Below are 18,938 nucleotides of genomic sequence, written 5' to 3' on the forward strand. Positions count from 1 at the left end.
GCCTTATACTCAGCATTCCAAAATGTTAATCATTTTAAAGAATGCTGAGAAATAAGGCACTTTACTACTAAAAGATGAGCATTATTCGTTAGCGCAATCCACAAATCCTTGCCATTTCATCTTCACTGCCCTCCCACATTGCCGCTTCATCAGGTATGGGTGTTGGAACAGATTCCATTGCTCCCCGAAGCTGTTCAACAGACTGCTTTGCATAGTAGTTTTTGGTTGTATCAGTCCTGGCATGTCCTAACACTGTAGAGACAAGTTCAATGGCGATCCCATCCTGGTAAAGATTTGTGGCCCTGGTCCGCCGGAACATGTGGCAATGGACTGAATCTGGAATGCTGATCCCTGCCTCGCTTACCAGGGCTGCATATTTTTTTATAATCCTCTGGACATTTCCAACGGACATCCTGTCTGCCACACCTTTTATCGTTGTGGAAAATAAGTAGGCTTCTTTAGAAGAATTGCTGTGATATACACGCATATACTCCTTAAGGTGTCCAGCCGCTTTAGCTGTCAATTGTATGGTTCTCTCTTTGTTGCCTTTGCCTGTTATGAAAATATTGGGATATTTTGATTCCATTGCAACATCACATAAGCGGATGTTGAGCAGCTCACTGACTCTTACAGCTGTATCGTAGAGGAGAATCAAAATAGCACGGTCCCGTACACCAAACTTCGTATCCGGCGGTGCGGACAGTATTGCGGCAAGTGCATCCTCGGACAGAACAGGCTTTTCCTTTTTTATGGTTTTGCAGGGTGATATCTGGCTGACTGCCAGAGCAACCGACTGGATGGATATGTCCATATCCGAGGCATAGTTCAGATAGGCGCGGATAGCCGCGACTCTTACATTTACAGTTGATGGCTGGCTGCCATTTGCAAGCAGATACTCTCTAAAGTTATAAATACATTCTTTGGTACAGTCGGAAAACTGAAAGGTGCTTATGGACTTACCTAATTCACCTACAAGATAGTTTTTAAATATTGTAAGGGAATCCCTATAGGATTCTGCTGTAGCCTGACTGCGTCCGGCCTGCTTTACCAAATAGACATTTAGAAAGTTCCATGTCTGGGAAAAGAACAGCTGGCCAGACCGTATCTTTTCTGGTTTATTCTTCATAGGGAACCACCTCCGGAATAACCTTTCCCGACACTGTATCTTTCTCCCGGATAGTATCAAATGCCTTTTCTACAAGATGATAGTAATAATACGTTTCATCAGGGCTTTTATGTCCAAGGTATCTGCTTAAATATGGGAGCATAGTGTTTGTATCAATTCCCTGGTGCATCCACTCATTAAACCTCTCCACTACAAAAGCGTGGCGTAAACAGTGGGGCGTCGGGTGTTTAGCAAGTGTCCCGGCAGCTGGAAGCATAGCCCAATGACGGTTAAAACTTGACTCTACTCCGGAACACGAAACAGGCTTATGCGGGTCTTTTCCTGGAAAAGCCCAGTCAATTCCGGGGAAAAGCTTTTCCTGGCATTCTTTATAGCTTTTAAGTACTGGAAGGCTGTCCTGCGGAAGGTATACAAGACGGTCTTTGCTGCCTTTTGAGCCAAGGATAGTAAGGATCCCTTTTTCCAGGTCTATATGTTCCCACTTTAGCAGCCGCCCTTCTGACAGACGCAGCCCACAGCAAAAATACAGGAGAAAAAGAATCTTGCACTCCCTGTCGAGCCTTAGCTGCTCTGAATTATGGGATGTGCGGATATCCATTTTCCGCAGCAGCTCCTTAACCTCATCTTTTGACGGGATGTAAAGGGCCGGGCGGTAAGCCTTGCAGAAAAAATTAGGGATGTATGCTTCCTGGCCGAGGGAAAGGATATATTCACCCAGCACTTTCACGACCGACATACGGCGGTTGTGATAGGCATCTCCTTCGCAAGGTCTGGCTTCGGACCATTTGGCTGCCATTTCATAAGTAACTGTTGTCAGTTCCGGATAATTCTGTACGCAAAAAGTATCAAAGCGTTTTAACAGCTTTTCTTCGGCATGATAGGCATATCCATCAGCCCGTTTTTGTTGTATAAGCCCTTCGATATGATGTGCCAGGCCGCTCTCAAAAATGTATGTCATGATAAGACACCTCCAAATTCCAGAGGGCAGAGCCTCATTTTATCTTCGTCACGTTCGAGGTATACCTCAGCAGTTTCCTGACGTGCATGCCCAAGGGCATTAGAAATATCATCAAGCCTGTTGCCTGCCCGGAGCATTCTTGTGGCAAATGTCTTCCGTGTCATATGGAAGCCCTGGCCGGCAGACAGTTCAAAACCATATTCGGCAAGTATTCTTTTTAAAGCCCCGCGGCATGCCGTTGTAACTTTAAGCGGGATATATGGCGCCTGATGGCGGATAAATATATATCCGTTACCTGCGGCAGCCGATTCCGGACGCCCATCCATGATGTATTTATACACTGAATTACCTACGTCTGTCGGTACTGGAAGCGTGATTGCTTTTCTTGTTTTCTGCTGGATGAAGGAGACCGTTTTATTTTTCCAGTCGAAATCATTTACCTGGAGCTTTAGGATGTCTGCGCCCCTGATACCCATCCGGAGTCCGAGCATAACCATGGCTGTGTCCCTGAGTTCTATGGGGGTGGAGGCTTTCTCACGGTATTCATATATTTTCTTAACCATATCATCGCTCAGGACATCAACGATGCTGCGATGGGGAGCGCAGCCTGCGGATACCGCAAAAACAAGTGTTGGCAAAACCAGATCCTGGCCGGCCATGTACCGCAGAAGCTGGCGGAGTTTAGACCCATATGCATTTTTACTCTCCGGGGTCGAGTGGACATCCTGGTTATGGAATGCTTTCACCACATCCGGCGTTATGGACATTGGATGATCTATCCCGTTGTCTTCAAGATATTTGAAAAAACGGCATCCGGCAGATCTGCACATGGTAAGTGTATTATTGGCCATCCCATCCCGCTTGCGGCTCTCTATAAAACCATCAAGAATGGTTTTGCTCCATGACGGGAGTTGGTCGGACGCACGCTTTTGGCCTGCAGTTATGTTAGATTCCATTGTGCCCTGGAGATACTTCCCAAACATTCTGATCGTGTGTGAACGGCGGGCCGATATGGAATTGCCGGCTTTGGCCTGATCCGGACAATCCGGAAGCATATCTATCCATAGGGTTACAGTTTCTGGTGAATGTTCCAGACGGTTAAGTTCCAAAAACATAAAATACCAGGTGAAATCATTGCGGTAAACAGCTTTTGATGACTCCATGTATTTCCAATCATTCAGAGCGTCAAGATATTCTTCCGCTTTATGTTCAAGGGGTACACTGGGATGAAATGCGACGCCTGTTTTTGGAAGCCTCATACCCGGCAGTATTTCAGCGTTACCGCCAAAAAGAACCAGCTGATAACACTCCGGCACATCACCCCGGAGGTGAAGGTATTTCATAAGCGCCGTCATGGCGCATACGGCGTTCTGGCATCTGTCGGGAGAGCCACAGGATTTGCAGTAAGTATTCCAGTATTCGATAAGAGTATCTATGGTGACTGCTTCCGGCTCTGTAATTCCAAGGGAAGTCGCAAGCTTGAAAAACTCTTTTGTGGCAACGGAATACGTATGGTAATAGCTGGGATTCTGGTTGGACGCATAGTATTTCTCCAACTCATATGTCAGGCGGAAAAAGGATTCCGACATCCCGCTACGGCAGAAAAAACTGTCTTCTGAGCGGCAGAAAGGACTTTCGATATCTCCAAAGAGCAGGTAATGCTCAAGGCGGAACAGGGCGTTTCTATATTGGGAACACGCCTCGTAGGAAATTTCCAGTTTCTTAATCTCAAGCCAGTCCAGTGCGGCATCCATAGAAAAAGGAATGTCATTATCCATCAGGTACTTGAAAAATGTAGTGTAACAGGTTCTATGCATGTCTATATTTTTACATGCACTGTCAGGCTGCTTCATCATATTGAGAACGGATGAAACAGCATCTAAATAGTTTATTTGCATATCAAATGCGCTCCTTTCCGGATTCCCATCTGAGGGGAAAACCTAAGAATAGCGTATCTGATAATGCTCATCTTTTGTACAAGAAAGTGAGGATTTATGGGAAATAGTTTAAAAGATCAACATTATAAAAACATGGATATAAGGCCTGCACTTCGCGGGTGCGGCTGTCGGGACGGTCGGCCTGCTCTATGGCCGGGGCTTCCGGGTCGATGGCGTGGAGCTTGGAATGGGCGATCTCATGGATGGCCGTCTTTAGGGTCTGTAATTCGCTCATGCCCTCCTGAATGGCGATCCGCTTTTCCGTCAGGTGGTAGTAGCCGTGGGAACCGCCCGGAATGTCCTCAAAACCAATGGGAACCGGGGAGGTCTGATCCAGCGCCTTGAAAAACTCCCCGTAGCGTTCCACGCCGCCGGTCAGTTCTTCCACGCCGATAGAGGGCAGCGGTTCCCCCTCGGTCTGGCTCACATCAAAGACGGAAACGATCTTAAAGGCCGGAACCTGTATTTCCTTTACTTCGGTAACAGGCTTTCCGTCCTTTCCCATCACCGGCCTGCCCTGTGCGTCCAGTTTTTGCACTTCCTTTTTTGCCTTGAACGGGGCTGGGGCCAGTATCTTGATGGCCTTTTCGCCTTTCCTCACATTGCGGTGAAAATCGTCCCGCCACTTGTTGTAGCCCGCCACAAGCTGTCCGCCCTGCATGGCGATCAGGAGGGTGTTGTTGAAGCTGTAACTGTGGAACTTGGACATGGTGGTGAGATAGGCTTTGTAGCGTTCACTCTCGAAAAGCTCCTGTATGCCGGTTTCCAGCCGGTCGGTGATCTCTTTCATGCGCTCGGCGCTGTTCTGGCCGTTTAAGAGAATGGGGGTAACAGGCTGCGGGGCCTTTGTAGGCGCTGCCGCCTCCGGCTGTACCTTGCTTTCCTCCCGCAGAATTTCCGGCGCAGGATAGGCCATCACCCGGTATTCCTCCGGCACTGGCTGTCCCTCATGGACGCGCTGCCATTTGTCGCTGGTTCGCAGAATATAGCCGTAATCGGTAAAGGTTCCCTGTTCCTCGTTGGCGATAAAACTTCCCAGCCGTTCCGTGTCAATGGCCGGTTTCCACGGGTCAGGAACGACAAACAGCCCGGAATCATTCAGATAATATTCCCCCAGACTGCGGTTGTCCTTGGCGTTGATTAAGACAAAACAATCGGTGTTTTCGGCGTAGTCCAAAAGCTGCCCGATGGTCTGCATTTTTGCCGGGGACTGCATGGCGGCGTTCAGCTCCGCAAGCTCCACGGCGTCCAGCCTTTGAAGCTGGACGGCAAGGAAGTTCAGTTCGTCCACGCTGGCGGCCTTGATTAAATCCTCCGGCAGTTCCAGCGGTTTTTCCTCCGGGGCGGAAAAGCCGCCAATGAACAAGTCCTGCTGGTTGTCGGCGGTGATGTGGATTTCCTTTAGGGCTTCCTGTACCTGTTCAGCGGAAGTCGGCAGGGAAAGCCAGTAGCCATGCGGCCCGCCGGTCTGCGCCTCGGCGCGGTTATCAAGAAAAATAGAAAATACTTCGTTCACGGGTTCCCTCCTTTCCGGGGTGGCTGCGGTCTGCTGCGGCTGCGCGGTTTCTTCCTGCGCGGGAAGCTCTGCGGCTTTTGCCGGTTCCTCTCCCTCAATGGTGTAGCCGGGGAGCAGGCAGCCGTTGACCTTGAAATAGTCGGCGTATTCCTTGGGGATGGCCGGGGAAATTTCGGTAAAGTAATGTTCATGGGCTTTAATCCGGCCATTCAGGTACTTGTCCAGTTCTTCCCGGCTGGAAAAGACTTTCCGATCCTGTCCGGCGATCTTGGCCTGCCGGTAGCTGCCCGGCGCGTTAGTGCGTAGGCTCCAGCGGAGCGTCCACGAGTAGGGAACGGATTTTGGGGCGGCGCTGTCATACCGGGTGTTCTCGGAAATGGAGTAATCCATCTGGTAAACCATGTTGCTGCGGATATGGCGGTATTCGTCCGGGGCCTCCCACTGGTTTGCGGTGTGGGTGACGGGAAGCGTCCGGGCATATTCAAGAGCTTTGTCCAGAAACAGGGTTCTTCCGGCCTGTTCCTCCCATGCGGCGGCCTGTTCTTTCAGGCGGTCAAACACTTCCTGTTCTGCGGCGGCGCTTTCCGCCCGCAGGGAAAGAAGCTCCGCAAGGGGCAGCTTTACCATTTCGGAAAGATCGGCCTTGCCGCTTTCAAAGTAAATCCGGCGCTCGATCCGCATAGTGCTGGCCGGTTCTAAATCGTCGTGGTCGTAGGAACTGTAAGACATTTGGGGTTCACATCCTTTCTGAAAAATAGCATAAGAAAAGCAGGAAACCTTTGAAAGATTTCCTGCTGGGTGGGCCGATAATAAGTGGCTGATATTCAATTTTGAAAGTTTGGGTTAGATTGATTAAAGCTGGGAACAGTCTAACAAATTAAAGTTTTCTACTTCTTCAACATCAATAACTTTGATTCCTCGTTCTTTTAATGCCTTTGCAAATAATCCCATTCCAGAAATCAACTTTCCGGTAAAGCTACCATCATATATTTGGTTTACTCCGCAGGTAGGACTTCTGGATTGTAGTATAGCTAACTCAATATCTTCATGTTGAATTTGGGATAGTGCCATTGATACTGCTCGTTTATATTCCAAATCAACATCATTTCCATTTTCGTCTGTTACTACACCATTCACAATCTCTGCACAAGGTCTGGGAGTAGCCATACCTGCTAATTGCTCTGGACAAATACAAATAATTTCTTTATCTTTTAAGTAGTTGATAGCTGCCAGATTTTTGTTATTTTTTCCATTATATTTACAATCCACTCCCATAATACAAGCACTAACTAATATTTTCACACTTATCACCTCAAATGGATATTATCGTTGGCTTTATTATACTATGACACGGTGTATCTTGGAATAGATGAATTGTAAATTTGCTGGATACAAGGGGTTTGGGGCTTCCCCAAAGAGAAAATCCCCGGCCCGGCAGGTGCGCCGGGTCAGGGATTTTGCCGGGAGTGTGGCTACACTCCCTATGCTTGCTGTCTTTAGTTTTTGCCCCTCTGTTCCACGCGGTAGTTCACATACTTGCCGCCGGTATCGGCCAAAAGCACCGTCCCGTCATAGGTCTTGCCGGTTTTTAAGGAGCGTAGGCCCTTTACCTTTGCCTTTCCGTCTTTAAGGAGTGCGGCGGCGATCTTCGGGGTAAACGCCTTGCCCCGTTCCTCAAAAAATCGGTCATTCTTCCACATGACAAACTGGCAGCTTCGGTTTCCGCAGTAGTAGTTCTTTTTGCCCTCGTAGACGCTTTCCCCGCAGCGCGGACATTTGCCGATAAGCACACGCTCGGCTTGAAACAACTTCTGCGCGTCCTCGCTGATCTGGGAGTAGTTTGCGATCAGGCCCCTTGTCATTTCTGCAATTCCAGCCATAAAGCCCTCCGGGTCGGCCTGCCCCTTGGCAATGGCCGTCAGCTCCGTTTCCCACTGTGCCGTAAGCTGGGGAGAGGTCAGCACCTCCGGCAGCACACAGGCAAGGTTGTGGCCGTCCTTGGTGGGAAATAGCTGTTTTCCCCTGCGCTCCACAAAGCCCATCTGTACCAGCTTTTCTAAGATGGAGGCGCGGGTGGCCGGGGTTCCCAATCCTTGCCGCTCGGCGTCCTCCGGCAGATCGTCCGCACCGGCGCGCTCCATAGCGGAAAGCAGGGTATCTTCCGTGTAGGATTTTGGCGGCGCTGTGAAATGCTCGGTGACGGCGGCAGTTACCTTGTCAAAGGTCTGGCCCTCGGTGATCTCCGGCAGTTCACGCGCAGGCTCCGGGGCGGTGTCGTCGGCGTCTGTTTTGAACGACGCCTTAAAGCGGCGGTCAAGCTCTTTCCAGCCGGGGGTCAGGATGGTCTTTCCCTTGGCGGTAAAGGTGTTCCCGGCACAGGTGAATGTGGCGGTGACAGCCTCGTACACATGGGGCGCGGCCACGGCGCACAGCAGCTTGCAGCACACAAGGGACAGCAGTTTCTTTTCCCCCTCGGCCAGCCCGTCAAAGCCTTTCTGCACAAATTCCATTGTCGGGACAATGGCGTGGTGGTCGCTTACCTTTTTGCTGTTCAGCACCCGGCCAAACTGCGGGGACAGGTCAAGCCCCGCCGCAAAGGGAAACAGCGGCCACAGGCCGGACACAAGGCTTTCCGCCGTTGGCAGCATATCATCGGTCAAATACTGGCTGTCAGTGCGGGGATAGGTCAGCAGCTTCTTTTCGTAAAGCTGCTGGGCATAGTCAAGGGTCTGCTTGGCGGTAAATCCAAACAGGCGGTTGGCCTCCCGCTGCAAGGTGGTGAGGTCATAGAGGCGGGGCGGCTGCTCCGTCTTTTTCTCCCGTGTTACCGACACACAAACGGCCTGCGCCGTTTCACAGGCGGCTTTCAGGGCCTTGGCGTCGTCTGCGTTTCTCATGCGTTCACTGGCCGCCTCCATGCCGCCCGCCGCGATCTGGACGATGTGATATTTCTCTTTCTGAAAGCTGCTGATCTTGGCCTCCCGGTCAACCAGCATTTTAAGGGTCGGCGTCTGGACACGGCCCACGGTCAGGGTCTTGTGGTAGAGGATGGAGAACAGCCGGGTCGCGTTGATCCCCACCAGCCAATCCGCCTGCGCCCGGCAAAGGGCCGACTGATACAGGTTATCGTAGTCGGTTCCCGGTTTCAGGTGGGCAAAACCGTCCTTGATGGCCGCGTCCTCCATGCTGGAAATCCAAAGGCGCTGAAACGGTTTCTTGCAGCCCGCCATCTGGTAGACGAAACGGAAAATCAATTCCCCCTCGCGTCCGGCGTCGGTGGCGCACACAAGGCCGGTGACATCGGGGCGCTCCATCAAAGAACGCAGGGTGTCAAACTGCTTTTTCTTATCGTCGGGAATGATGTACTGCCATTCCTGCGGCAGAATCGGCAGGTCGTCATAGCGCCATTTTTTGAAACGCTCGTCATAAGTCCCGGCGTCGGCAAGGGAAACAAGGTGGCCGATACACCAGCTCACCAGATAGCCGTTCCCCTCCATATAGCCGTCCTGTTTCTTGTCCGCGCCGATCACGCCCGCAATGCTGCGGGCTACGCTTGGTTTCTCTGCAATTACTAACTGATAGCTCATACTTCGTCCTCCTTATTTCCATCTTCACCTGTCATATCCTCGTCCGGCTCCGGGGCTTCGTCCTCGTCGTCCTCGTCCTCGCCAAAGTCATACTCGGCCAGATCGTCATTGCCTGTGGTGTCGGCTTTTTCCTTTTTGAATTTCAGGAAGTAGAGGGCTGCGCCGCCGCTCAGCAGCACCACCACAAAGAACACCACAAGGCCGCCCATGCCGCTTGGCTTTTCCTCCTGCGGCTTTTCTTCCTCCGGCTGGGGCTTCGGCTCCGGCCCGTTGCAGGCGGTCAGGTTGTTTTTACAGACCGGGCAGGCCGTATTGACGACCCCGGCTTGACATTTGGCCGTACAGTTGCAGACCTCCGGCTCTTTTTTCCCGTCCTCCAACAAGGCTTGCAGGTCGGCGTCGTCCACTTGGTTGAGGAAATGCACCGCCGTTTCCTTGTCCTCGTTGGCCCGGTCGATCAGGATATAAAAATAATTCCCGGCCTTGGTGGTAACGGTGATAAGCTGCTTATCCCCGAAAAAATCATCCACCAGTGCGGCGTTGCCCTGCGGGGTAACGGGTACGCCCTCCGGCTCCATGCCGCCGGTGGTGGGTTCTTCGGTTTCCTCCGGCACTTCTGCGGGGGCTTCGGTGGTTTCCGGCAGCGGCACCGGGTCAGGGTCAGCGCCCCCGGCGTAGGCGGTAACGGTCGTGGTCGCCATGCAGAGCGCAGCGGCCACAGCCAGCGTCAAAGTGCGGAACAGTTTAGATTTCTTCATGGGCGCTGTCCTCCTGTTCAAAGTCCGGGATCGGGGCGGGGACCGCCTGCAACGCGCCGCCGCGCACAAAGGCGGCGAACTCCTGCGGGGTCATGTTGAGGCCGCGCACAAGCTGGACGATCTGCAAGTTTTCCTGTTCGGTCTTGGCTGCTTCCAGCTCCCGAAGCTGCTTTTGCAGCTCCGCGATCTTGCCCTTGGTTTTCTCAATATCCTTTTCAATGCGCTCCAATTTGTTCATTGCCATAGTCAAAAACTCCTTTCTGGCGTTTAAGGCAAACGCCCGTAACAATAAAAATGCTGCTGCCAGTAGCTTGAATTGAGGTTCGTGTAGGAAATAGGGTCGCCGCAGTGCAGCATGACCGAATTTCCCACATACAGCCCCACATGGGACATCCCGGCAGTGTCATAAGTGCCGACAAAAAATACAAGGTCGCCGGGCTTGGCCTGCTCCGGGGAAACAGGGGTGCAGATGTTGTAAAGCCCCTGCGCCGTCTGGCGTCCCACATTCCAGCCGGAATGATTGATAACCCAGCTAATGAAGCCGGAACAATCAAAGCTGGTGCTTGGGGAGCTGCCGCCCCACACATAGGGATAGCCCACATACTTTTCCGCCTCCGCGATCATGGCGGCAAAGGCTTCGTCCTTTAGCGCCTCCGGGGGGATTTCATAGTAGGTCGGCTCTTTCGGGGTGGAGGCGTGGGGATAGCTGCCGTTGGGGAACAGGTCTGGCCGGTTGCCCAAAGTCTGCATATAGGCAGCATAAAAGCCCATCTGTTCCTCGGTGAGAATGTAGATGGGCAGGTGGGACAGGTCAAAGTTTTCCAGCTTCACATTGCAGATGTAATAGGTGTAGGGGACTTCCACGGTGTAGGTGTTTCCCTCGCTGTCCGTCCTCGTTTCGGTGCGGTAGCGGGTTTCCGTTTCGATGGTCTGGGTCAGGATGTACTGCTTTTCAAAGAGCATGGCAAGGTCGCCCTGTACCTCTCCCAAAGTGAACACGCCGTTATGCAGCGCGGAGAGGATGGAGGTCAGCACATAGGGGTCATGCTTGATCTCGTCCAGATCGAAACGGTATTCGTCATAGCCGGGGTGCAGGCTTTCGTAGTTGTCAAGTTCGTGCTGCAAGTCTGCTTCCAGCGCGGCATAGGCGGCTTCGGCTCCCAGCATATCGCTGTCCTCGGAGAGATAGGAGGTGGCGGCAAGGCCCGTCCCGGCGCTGCCAAACATGGCGGTGCAGGATTGCAGGCCGCCCATCACCAGCAGGAGCATGAGGCCCACGCTGCCGACGATCAGCGCCCCTTTCCAGTGCCGGGCGGCAAAGGACGCGGCCTGTCTGCTTTTCTCTGCGGCTTTCTTGGCTGCGGCAGCCGTGGTCTTGGCGGTGCTTGCAGCCCCCTGTGCGGTCTGGCCCGCCGCCCTTGCTGCCTTGGCATATTCCCGCTTGATGTGCTGTTTCTGCCAGAAACGGGAAACGGGGTTCTTTGCCGCCTGCGCCAGCTCCGGGTTGTCCCGCAGGGATTTTTGATACACAAACTCGGCGTTGGCGGCGATGGACTTTCGCTCGGCCTTGGCTGCGGCCCGGTAGGGTTTGAGCTTGTGGCGGTGGACGCCGCTGCGGATCATGCGGCCCGCCTGCCGTTCCGCCAGTTCCTCCCCCTTGTGGCCGCCCTCCACGCCCACATTTTCGTGTTCTACCTCATGGATTTTTCCGTGGAGATAAAGCCCGGCTTCCTGTATGGGGCGGCTGGCCGGGTTTGGTTTGAGCTGGGGAGGGGCTTTCTCCACCTTGTCAAAATACAGCCTGCTTTTGGCCTTGCCCTTGGCCTCGTCATAGACGGTTTCCTTGGTGACGACGCGCTTTTTTGGCAGGGCTTCTTTGGCCGCTTCCAGCTTATCCGCCCGTTTTTCCGTCTTTTTGATATACGGGGCCAGCTCCGGGGAGGCCCGTTCCTCGGCGGTAAACTGCAACCGGGAAACGGGGCCGGTGGCCTGCGCCACAGTTTCCCCGGCGTCCTTGGCCGCTTTCTTTGCCCTGTGGCGGTCGTGCAGTTCGTCCTCCCGTTCCAGTATTTTTTCCGCCGCGCCCTCCGGCTGGGTAGTGTATTCCTGCTCGGCCTCCCGGCTGGACACATTGACGCTTTCGCCGGTGGTCTGGTTATCCAGCGTCAGGCCGTCGCGGGTTATGTGCTGTGTTACCTTGTCGCGGGGTTTTAAGGGTTCCATGACTTCACCTCCTTGTGCCTCATACCGTCGCCCCCTCGCCTAACCGGGTCGTCATGATCTGGTAGAGCTGGGTGTTTTTCGGGATGGGGTTCTTAAAGGGCAGGATCACATTTTCGTAAATGAGAAGCCCCTCGCCGGGTTCGGAATTGTCCACATACCGTAATTGCTGGGGTGAAATGTTCAGCCGTTCCGCAAGGATTTTGCGGTCGCCGCTGGCCTGATTAAGCAGGCAGATAAAGTCGCTGTTTTCCAAAATATTCTCAATTTCCGGGGAGGAAAGCAGGTCTTTTACATTCTGCGTCGCACCTGTGGGAATCCCGCCCCACTTACGAAAACGCTTCCAAATCTCACAGGAAAAGGCCGCCGTCTGTTCCTCACGCAAAAGCAGGTGGAACTCATCACAGAAATACCATGTCGCCTTGCCCTTGCTGCGGTTTTGGGTGACGCGCCCCCAAATCTGGTCTTGGACAATGAGCATACCGATTTTCTTTAGCTGCTTGCCCAGCTCCTTGATGTCAAAGGCCACAATGCGGTTTTTGATGTCGATGTTGGTTCTGTGGTTGAACACATTTAAGCTGCCGGACACATACAGGTCAAGGGCCTGCGCCACCCGGTCGGCCTCCGGGATATGCTGGTCTAACAGGGCTTTGTGCAGGTCTGCAAGGATGGGCATATTTTCCGGCTTGGGGTCTGCCAGATAAGGCCGGTAGATCACCTGTACCGCCCGGTCGATCACCGTCTTTTCAATGGCTTCCAGCCCGTTCTTGCCGCCCATGACAAGCTCACAGAACGACAGCACAAAGTCGGATTTCAAGGCCAGCGGGTTTTCATCCTCGGAGTAGTTCAGGTTGATGTCCAACGGGTTCACATAGTTTTTGCTGGTAGGCGACAGCTTCACCACCTGCCCATGCAGCCGCTTCACAAGGGGGTAATACTCGGCCTCTGGATCACAGATATACACATCGTCCGGGGTGCAGAGGAACACGCTCAAAATTTCTGATTTACAGCTCATACTTTTGCCGCTTCCCGGTGTCCCCAGCTTTAGCCCGTTGGGACACCTCGCCCGTTTGCGGTCGAGCATAATCATGTTGCCGGTCTTGGCGTTGATCCCGTAATACATGGCGTCGCCGCCCTGAAAAAGCTCCTGCGTCACAAAAGGGACGAACACGGCCACGCTGGAAGTCGTCAGGGAGCGTTCAATCTGGATGTGGCTGGCCCCCAGCGGCAGGCTGCTCATAAGCCCCTGTTCCTGCTGGTAGTCCAGCCGCACAAGGGAACAGTTGTATTTCTGGGCGATCCCGGCAGCCCAGAACACATCGTTTTCCAGCTTTTGCCGGGTGTCTGCGGTGTTCAGCACCAAAAAGGTAAGCTGGAACATCCGTTCATTCCGGCTCTGCAAGGTCTTTAGCAGTTCCTTGGCGTCCTGCCCGTAGGTGGCAAGGTCGCTGGGAAGTATATCCATATCGTAACCGCTGCGGACAGCCCGTTTCTGTTCTTGAATCTTCATGGCGTCAAGGTCGGTGATCTTGCGCTTGACCGTCTTAATGGCGTCGCTCTGGTCGATGGCCTGCACATGGAGGTTCACCACAATGCCGTTTTCCGTATTGAGAAAGTCGGCCAGCATTTCATCCGACAGCTCCGGGGAGAGGATTTGCAGAAAGCTCACCGCCCCGTATTTGCCGCCCAGCCCGAACATCCGGGCATTGCCGAAGCGGAACGAGGACGGGGCGATAAAGTCCTTGGTGGAAAGCCCCGACGGGGCAAGCCACTTCCAGTCAAAGGAGAACGGTTCCCCGTCCGGGTGGAAAATGCTGTGCATGACTTCCAGCCGTTCCTTGGCGTCCAGTCCCCACGCGGAGGCCCCCATGCTCTTGAAATAGCCCAAAAGGTCGGTTTCGATCCGGCGCAGTCTGGCGCGGGCCATTTTCAGGCTGTCCGCCTCAATGGTGTAGGTCATAAATTTCCGCTTCATCAGTCCGTTGTTCCCGTTCACAAGCTGGTCTTGCAAAATGTCGGAATACTCGCTACGGATGTCGTCGAAGTCGTCCCCCTGCGCCCGGATTTCAAAGCTCTTGGCGTACTGCTTGGGGTCGATCTTACGGTTGATAAAGGAAAACTGCACATGAATGGAGGCGTCCAGATAGTTGTAGAGGTCGCACAGGTTTTCAAAGATGGCGGTCTTGGTGTCCGCCTGCGCCAGTTGGTAGCTGATGTCCGTAAACTCAATGCACTTGGAAAAGGTGCGGGGCGTTACCCGGCACACGCCGTCCTGATACATGGCCTCATAGGGAATACTGGCCTGCGCCGAATGGGGCTTGCCGTCGCCCTTATACTTTCGGATGACGGCCTGAATCTCTTTCTTTTCGGCGCGGGTGAGCTTGACCGGCGCTTTTGCGCTCGTTTCGTTCTTTTGCTTTTTGGACAATGGCGTTGACCTCCTTTTCCATTTGGGATTGCCGCACAAGGGCGGTATAAGCGTTGTTGGTCTGGTAGGGCCGTTCCTTGGGCTGGATGAAGCAGCACTCGACGATCTGGCGCACCACCACTTCAAGGGGCTGGCCGTGTTTTTCGTAAAGCGCCAGCAGAAAGCCCGGCAGCATGGCGAACACCATAATGAGCGCCGCCGCGCTGGTCGGGACGCGGCCCCGGATCAAAAAGAAAAGCGGGACGCCAATAAGCAGCGCACCGCCAAAACAAATGAGCTGGCGTTTCGTCAGCCCGAATACTACCTTGGATTTGACCTTGGTTAAATCCTTGGGGACAGTTACATAAGCCATAAAAAGTCACCTCGTTTCTTTAGTGGGCAGTAAATACGGCCTTGCTGATACTTCCCGTCTTGAACAGACAGAAGCAAAGCAAAACGGTATAGCCCATACAGCCCCAGATTGCGCCGGATATGTCGTCGGCTGTGCCGATCTGCTGGATCAGCACCGCATAAATCCCGACAACCACCATGATTAAAAAGGCTTGGAAGCCCAGCGCAAGCAGGGATTTCAAGTAGTTCTGGCCCATGCCGCGCCACTCTGCATTGCCCAGCGTGGCAAGGGGGATCGGCCCCAATGCGGTCACGGCGTAAATTTCAATCATTCTTCCATAGGTCACAAGGAAAATGCAGATGGAAAGAATGTTCATCGTCAGCCCCACAACAAGGGTCTGGAACCACAGGCCCAGCAGCGGCCCGATGTCCATTGCTTCAAGGCGGCTTTCCAGATCAGGGAGCAGCGTGTCAAAATCAATGCTGGTATCTCCGATAATCACCCCGGCGCTCTGGTTGACGACTTGCTGGGTGGCGTCAAATACGCCCATGACGATATTCCATGTGTTCGTCACAATGAGGATGGCAAAGGCGCTTTTGAAAATCCAGCGGAAGAACATGGAGCTGTCGAAGTCGTGCATATTGTTCTTTTCCACGATCATGTCGATCAGCTCATAGCACATCACAAGGGCGAGAATGGCCGCCGCAATGGGGACGATCACCGTTTCGGACAGGTTTTGCAGCATGGAAAAAATGCCGCCGTTCCAGTCCTGCGGGGTACTGCCCACATCCGACGCGATTTCCCCGACTTTGGTATTGACCGTGTTAAACAGGCCGGACAGGTTGCCCATGATACCGTCGATCAGGATTCCTTTGATCCATTCCCCGATTAAATCACCGATCATGTGGGGACACCTCCTTTCCCGCGCCCTCCCAGATCAGAGAGGGCGCGGAGGGTTTTCTAACACACATGGGGTTATCCCAGCAGCCCGGACAGCAGCGGAACAAGGGTCATGCCGATCAGGGCAACGCCACCTCCGGCGACAAGCTGCTTGATTCCCTGTGACTTGCTTGCCGGGTTGTCCGCCCCGTATCCCTCCAAAAGATTGACGCCGCCCCATACGCAAAGCGCTCCGCCGAGGCCCACAACGATGGTCTGCAAAGTATCAACTGCACTATTGAAAAATTCCATAAATTTACCTCCATAAATTCAGATTGTGATGGTGTTTGGGTACAAAAAAAGCCGCCGTACACAGCGGCAGCCTCACAATCCGCAGACGGCCTGGAGTTACTGGCCGTCCCGCCATTCCAGCACAGCCAGCGAAAAAATTTCGCCCCATGCTTCACACAGTCTGCGGTCTATTTCCCTTGCAAGTTCTTCGGCTTCCCCGTCCGTGGGCGGGTTATCATGTTCCGCGATCCACTGGCACAAAACCGCAGCGGAAATGATCGCCCGGTAGATTTCCTGCTCATACTTGAAATAATCCGCAAATGTCCATTCGTCCGAGTGTCCCATCGGTCACGCTCCTTTCTCTATGGCCGCTTTATTCTGCGGCAAAATCTTCATCCGACAGCTCAATGTCGTAGAGGTCAAAGGGTTCGTCCTCTGTTATCACGCGCCGCTTTTTCCGGCGCAGGGACGACAGGTAGCTGTCCACATCAAAGGTATTCTTTTTGTCGGCGTCCGAGAGGTATTTATAGCGGGGGTGGCGGGTGATGTCGTATTTCTCACTGAAAAACGGCCTTACGCCACGCACCTGCAAAATACACTTGCCTCCATCCATCGTTGCAATTTCGTCTTGGCTCATCAGCTCCTTTCCGAGTTTTTGGTAGTTCAGTCCGTGGGAGGTCTGTGCGCCCCGGTTCTCGCTCTGGTTGTAGCTGTCAATGGTTTCCTTGCCCAGCACCTCCGCGATCTCCTTGGCGTTCTTGCCCCTGCCACTAAGGAACAGCGTACAGTCGCAGTTGTCGGAAATGATTTCCGCCGCGTCCTTGTAAATGGCCTTTAGCTGCGACTGGCTCTGTAAAATAATAGAAGCCGAGATTTCCCGGCTTCGGATGGTGGCAATCAGCTTGTCAAAGTTTGGAATCTGGCCGATGTTGGCGAACTCGTCCAGAATCAGCCGCACATGGACGGGCAGCCGCCCACCGTATTTGTCGTCGGCCCGGTCGCACAAAAGGTTTATGAGCTGGCTTTGCACCATTGCCAGAATGAAATTAAAGGTCGTGTCCGTGTCCGACATAATCAGGAACAGGGCTGTTTTTTGATCCCCGATGGTGTCAAGTTCCAGTTCGTCGTCCTCCATCAGCTCCCGCACTTCCCGGATGTCAAAGGGCGCTAATCTGGCTCCACAGCTTATCAAAATGGAGCTGCGGGTCTTGCCTGCCGACAGCAGGAATTTACGGTACTGGCGCACCGCAAAGTGTTCCGGGTCTTTTTCTTCCAGCCGTTCAAACATCTGGTCTACCGGGGATTGAAATTCCGGGTCGTCCTCGCGGGCTTCGCTGGCGTTTATCATTTCAAGCAGCGTGGTGAAATTCATTTCATCGTCCGGCGCTTCGTACCAGATATAGCCAATGAGGGCCGAATACAGCAGGCGTTCCGATTTGATCCAAAAATCCTCGGCGCTCTTTTCGCCCTCGCCCTTGGTGTTGCAGATCAGCGTGTTTACCAGCTTCAAAATGTCCTTTTCCGAATGGATGTAGCGAAACGGGTTATATCGCATACTCTTGGAAAAGTTAATGGTATTCAGCACTTTTACCCGGTAGCCGCACCGCACAAGGAGCTGGCCTACTTCCCCGATCAGGCTGCCTTTCGGGTCGGTAATCACGAATGAGGTCGGGTAGTCCTTGGACACGCACTGCATGAGGTTGGGCTTCACAAAGAACCGTGTCTTGCCGCTGCCGGAACCGCCGATCACCAGCACATTTTTATTCCGGGCGGTCTTGGGGTCTTTGGGCCGGTTGTTCATGGTGAGGCGTTCCGTCTGGGTCAGGAGGATGTTGTTGTCAAACACCGGGTCGATGTACGGGGCTATATCTTTCGGCCCGCCCCAACGGGCGCTGCCGTACTCGACGCCCCGGCGGTATTTCTTGGCGTTCTTGCTCTTGCAGTACACCATCAGCCGCAATGCCACCGCACCGGCCACGCCCACCGCCAGATCGAACAGGTGGAAGCTGGGGGCGGCGCTTTCAAAGGCAAGGGAAAAGCCGTCCGCAAGGTGCAGCAGCTTTTCCGACAAGTCCGCCCCAGCCGCCAGCCGGTAGGTCTGTCCCAGCTTGCCGAACAGGTACACAAACAGCAGATAGGGCAGGTTGGCGATTATCAGCTTTTTCATTTCCGGTTTCATCGTGACAGCCCCCTTTCCTTGATTTTCTCCTTGGCCTGCTGGCTGCTTCTGGCCGCTGCCTTTTCTTTCAGGACGGAAAGGGTCTTTCGGATGGAGGGGCGTTCCTGCTGTTTGAGCTTCTTGGCCGTAAACTCCTTAAACGCCTGTTCCAGATTGTCCGCCTGCTTGGATTTGAAGATCACGATATACCGGGGCGGATGGGTAGTGCGGTCTTTCCGCAAGGTAAAATCAATGTCGTATTTCTTGGCGCAGGGCTTAAATAAGCCAATGTTGGCGTCGGTGATCTCAATGTTGGACAGGGCGGAACCGTCCTTTTTGAGCTGCCGTAAGCTCTGCTGGCCGTGATGGGCCTTGCCCGTCCCTTTCTGCCGGGCGGCCAGATATTTTCGGATGGCCGCTTGCAGCACTTGGGCGGTGAGCTTGCCCGTCTTAACCGCTAACGCTATGGTTTTCTGGTCTACTTCTTCCTGCAACTGCTATCCCTCCTTTGGAAAGTCAGCAGGCAGGCGGATGGCTTAAATCCGCACCCACAGGCCGGAGAGGTCGTCGGCATGGATTCCCACCAGATACCAGTTCTCGGCCATTTCAATGCGGGTCGGCCTCCATCTGCCGCCCACCATCACATCAAAAGTTTCTCCGCAGTGCAGGCCGCCGTAATAGTCCGCAAGGTCAAAGCGGATGTCGTAGCGGTCTGTCTGCTCGTCAAAAATCAAAGCACCCTGTTTCAT

At 53.5% G+C, this 18,938-nt stretch carries 17 protein-coding genes; all 17 read right to left on the reverse strand.

Going from position 1 to position 18,938, the window contains the following annotated elements; genetic code table 11:
• Nucleotides 1-88 precede the first annotated feature (88 nt).
• A complete protein-coding gene (locus C814_RS15415) occupies nucleotides 89-1,126 on the reverse strand; it encodes a tyrosine-type recombinase/integrase (RefSeq protein ID WP_016314726.1) in 1,038 nt (345 codons plus the stop codon).
• A complete protein-coding gene (locus tag C814_RS15420) occupies nucleotides 1,116-2,084 on the reverse strand; it encodes a tyrosine-type recombinase/integrase (protein WP_004058800.1) in 969 nt (322 codons plus the stop codon). The genes C814_RS15415 and C814_RS15420 overlap by 11 nt, the downstream gene beginning before the upstream one ends.
• Nucleotides 2,081-3,982, reverse strand: a complete 1,902-nt coding sequence (locus C814_RS15425) for a tyrosine-type recombinase/integrase (protein ID WP_016314727.1) — start codon at nucleotides 3,980-3,982, stop codon at nucleotides 2,081-2,083. The genes C814_RS15420 and C814_RS15425 overlap by 4 nt, the downstream gene beginning before the upstream one ends.
• A 94-nt stretch (nucleotides 3,983-4,076) precedes the next feature.
• Nucleotides 4,077-6,266: an antirestriction protein ArdA gene (locus tag C814_RS15430; RefSeq protein WP_016316297.1), complete on the reverse strand. Its 2,190-nt coding sequence runs from the start codon at nucleotides 6,264-6,266 to the stop codon at nucleotides 4,077-4,079.
• Between the two features lie 123 nt (nucleotides 6,267-6,389).
• Complete coding sequence (locus tag C814_RS23030) at nucleotides 6,390-6,839, reverse strand: 2-thiouracil desulfurase family protein (RefSeq protein WP_081645011.1); 450 nt, start codon at nucleotides 6,837-6,839, stop codon at nucleotides 6,390-6,392.
• Between the two features lie 194 nt (nucleotides 6,840-7,033).
• Nucleotides 7,034-9,124 (reverse strand): DNA topoisomerase 3, encoded by a 2,091-nt coding sequence (locus tag C814_RS15435; RefSeq protein WP_016316298.1) that lies wholly within the window; start codon nucleotides 9,122-9,124, stop codon nucleotides 7,034-7,036.
• Nucleotides 9,121-9,882, reverse strand: a complete 762-nt coding sequence (locus tag C814_RS15440; protein ID WP_016316299.1) for a DUF4366 domain-containing protein — start codon at nucleotides 9,880-9,882, stop codon at nucleotides 9,121-9,123. Before C814_RS15440 ends, C814_RS15435 begins: the two co-directional genes overlap by 4 nt.
• The gene (locus C814_RS15445) at nucleotides 9,869-10,126 is read right to left on the reverse strand and encodes a DUF4315 family protein (protein ID WP_016316300.1); all 258 of its coding nucleotides are present in this window, start codon (nucleotides 10,124-10,126) and stop codon (nucleotides 9,869-9,871) included. Before C814_RS15445 ends, C814_RS15440 begins: the two co-directional genes overlap by 14 nt.
• 23 nt (nucleotides 10,127-10,149) lie before the next feature.
• A complete protein-coding gene (locus C814_RS15450; RefSeq protein ID WP_016316301.1) occupies nucleotides 10,150-12,105 on the reverse strand; it encodes a C40 family peptidase in 1,956 nt (651 codons plus the stop codon).
• Nucleotides 12,106-12,124: 19 nt separating this feature from the next.
• Nucleotides 12,125-14,530 (reverse strand): VirB4-like conjugal transfer ATPase, CD1110 family, encoded by a 2,406-nt coding sequence (locus C814_RS15455; protein WP_016316302.1) that lies wholly within the window; start codon nucleotides 14,528-14,530, stop codon nucleotides 12,125-12,127.
• Complete coding sequence (locus C814_RS0105050) at nucleotides 14,433-14,882, reverse strand: PrgI family protein (protein ID WP_022788455.1); 450 nt, start codon at nucleotides 14,880-14,882, stop codon at nucleotides 14,433-14,435. The genes C814_RS15455 and C814_RS0105050 overlap by 98 nt, the downstream gene beginning before the upstream one ends.
• 19 nt (nucleotides 14,883-14,901) lie before the next feature.
• Nucleotides 14,902-15,765 (reverse strand): VirB6/TrbL-like conjugal transfer protein, CD1112 family, encoded by an 864-nt coding sequence (locus C814_RS15460; RefSeq protein WP_005946756.1) that lies wholly within the window; start codon nucleotides 15,763-15,765, stop codon nucleotides 14,902-14,904.
• A 71-nt stretch (nucleotides 15,766-15,836) separates the two neighbouring features.
• Entirely contained in the window at nucleotides 15,837-16,052 is a 216-nt protein-coding gene (locus C814_RS15465) for a Maff2 family mobile element protein (protein WP_002566673.1), read from the reverse strand.
• Between the two features lie 96 nt (nucleotides 16,053-16,148).
• Entirely contained in the window at nucleotides 16,149-16,376 is a 228-nt protein-coding gene (locus tag C814_RS15470) for a hypothetical protein (RefSeq protein WP_016316303.1), read from the reverse strand.
• Nucleotides 16,377-16,404: 28 nt separating this feature from the next.
• Nucleotides 16,405-18,210: a VirD4-like conjugal transfer protein, CD1115 family gene (locus C814_RS15475; protein WP_016316304.1), complete on the reverse strand. Its 1,806-nt coding sequence runs from the start codon at nucleotides 18,208-18,210 to the stop codon at nucleotides 16,405-16,407.
• Nucleotides 18,207-18,683 carry a PcfB family protein gene (locus C814_RS15480; protein ID WP_016316305.1) on the reverse strand — a complete coding sequence of 159 codons (477 nt, stop codon included), beginning with the start codon at nucleotides 18,681-18,683 and terminating at the stop codon, nucleotides 18,207-18,209. The genes C814_RS15475 and C814_RS15480 overlap by 4 nt, the downstream gene beginning before the upstream one ends.
• A 42-nt stretch (nucleotides 18,684-18,725) precedes the next feature.
• A complete protein-coding gene (locus C814_RS15485) occupies nucleotides 18,726-18,938 on the reverse strand; it encodes a DUF5348 domain-containing protein (protein ID WP_016316306.1) in 213 nt (70 codons plus the stop codon).

Source organism: Anaerotruncus sp. G3(2012), from assembly GCF_000403395.2.
Lineage (GTDB): Bacteria > Bacillota > Clostridia > Oscillospirales > Ruminococcaceae > Anaerotruncus.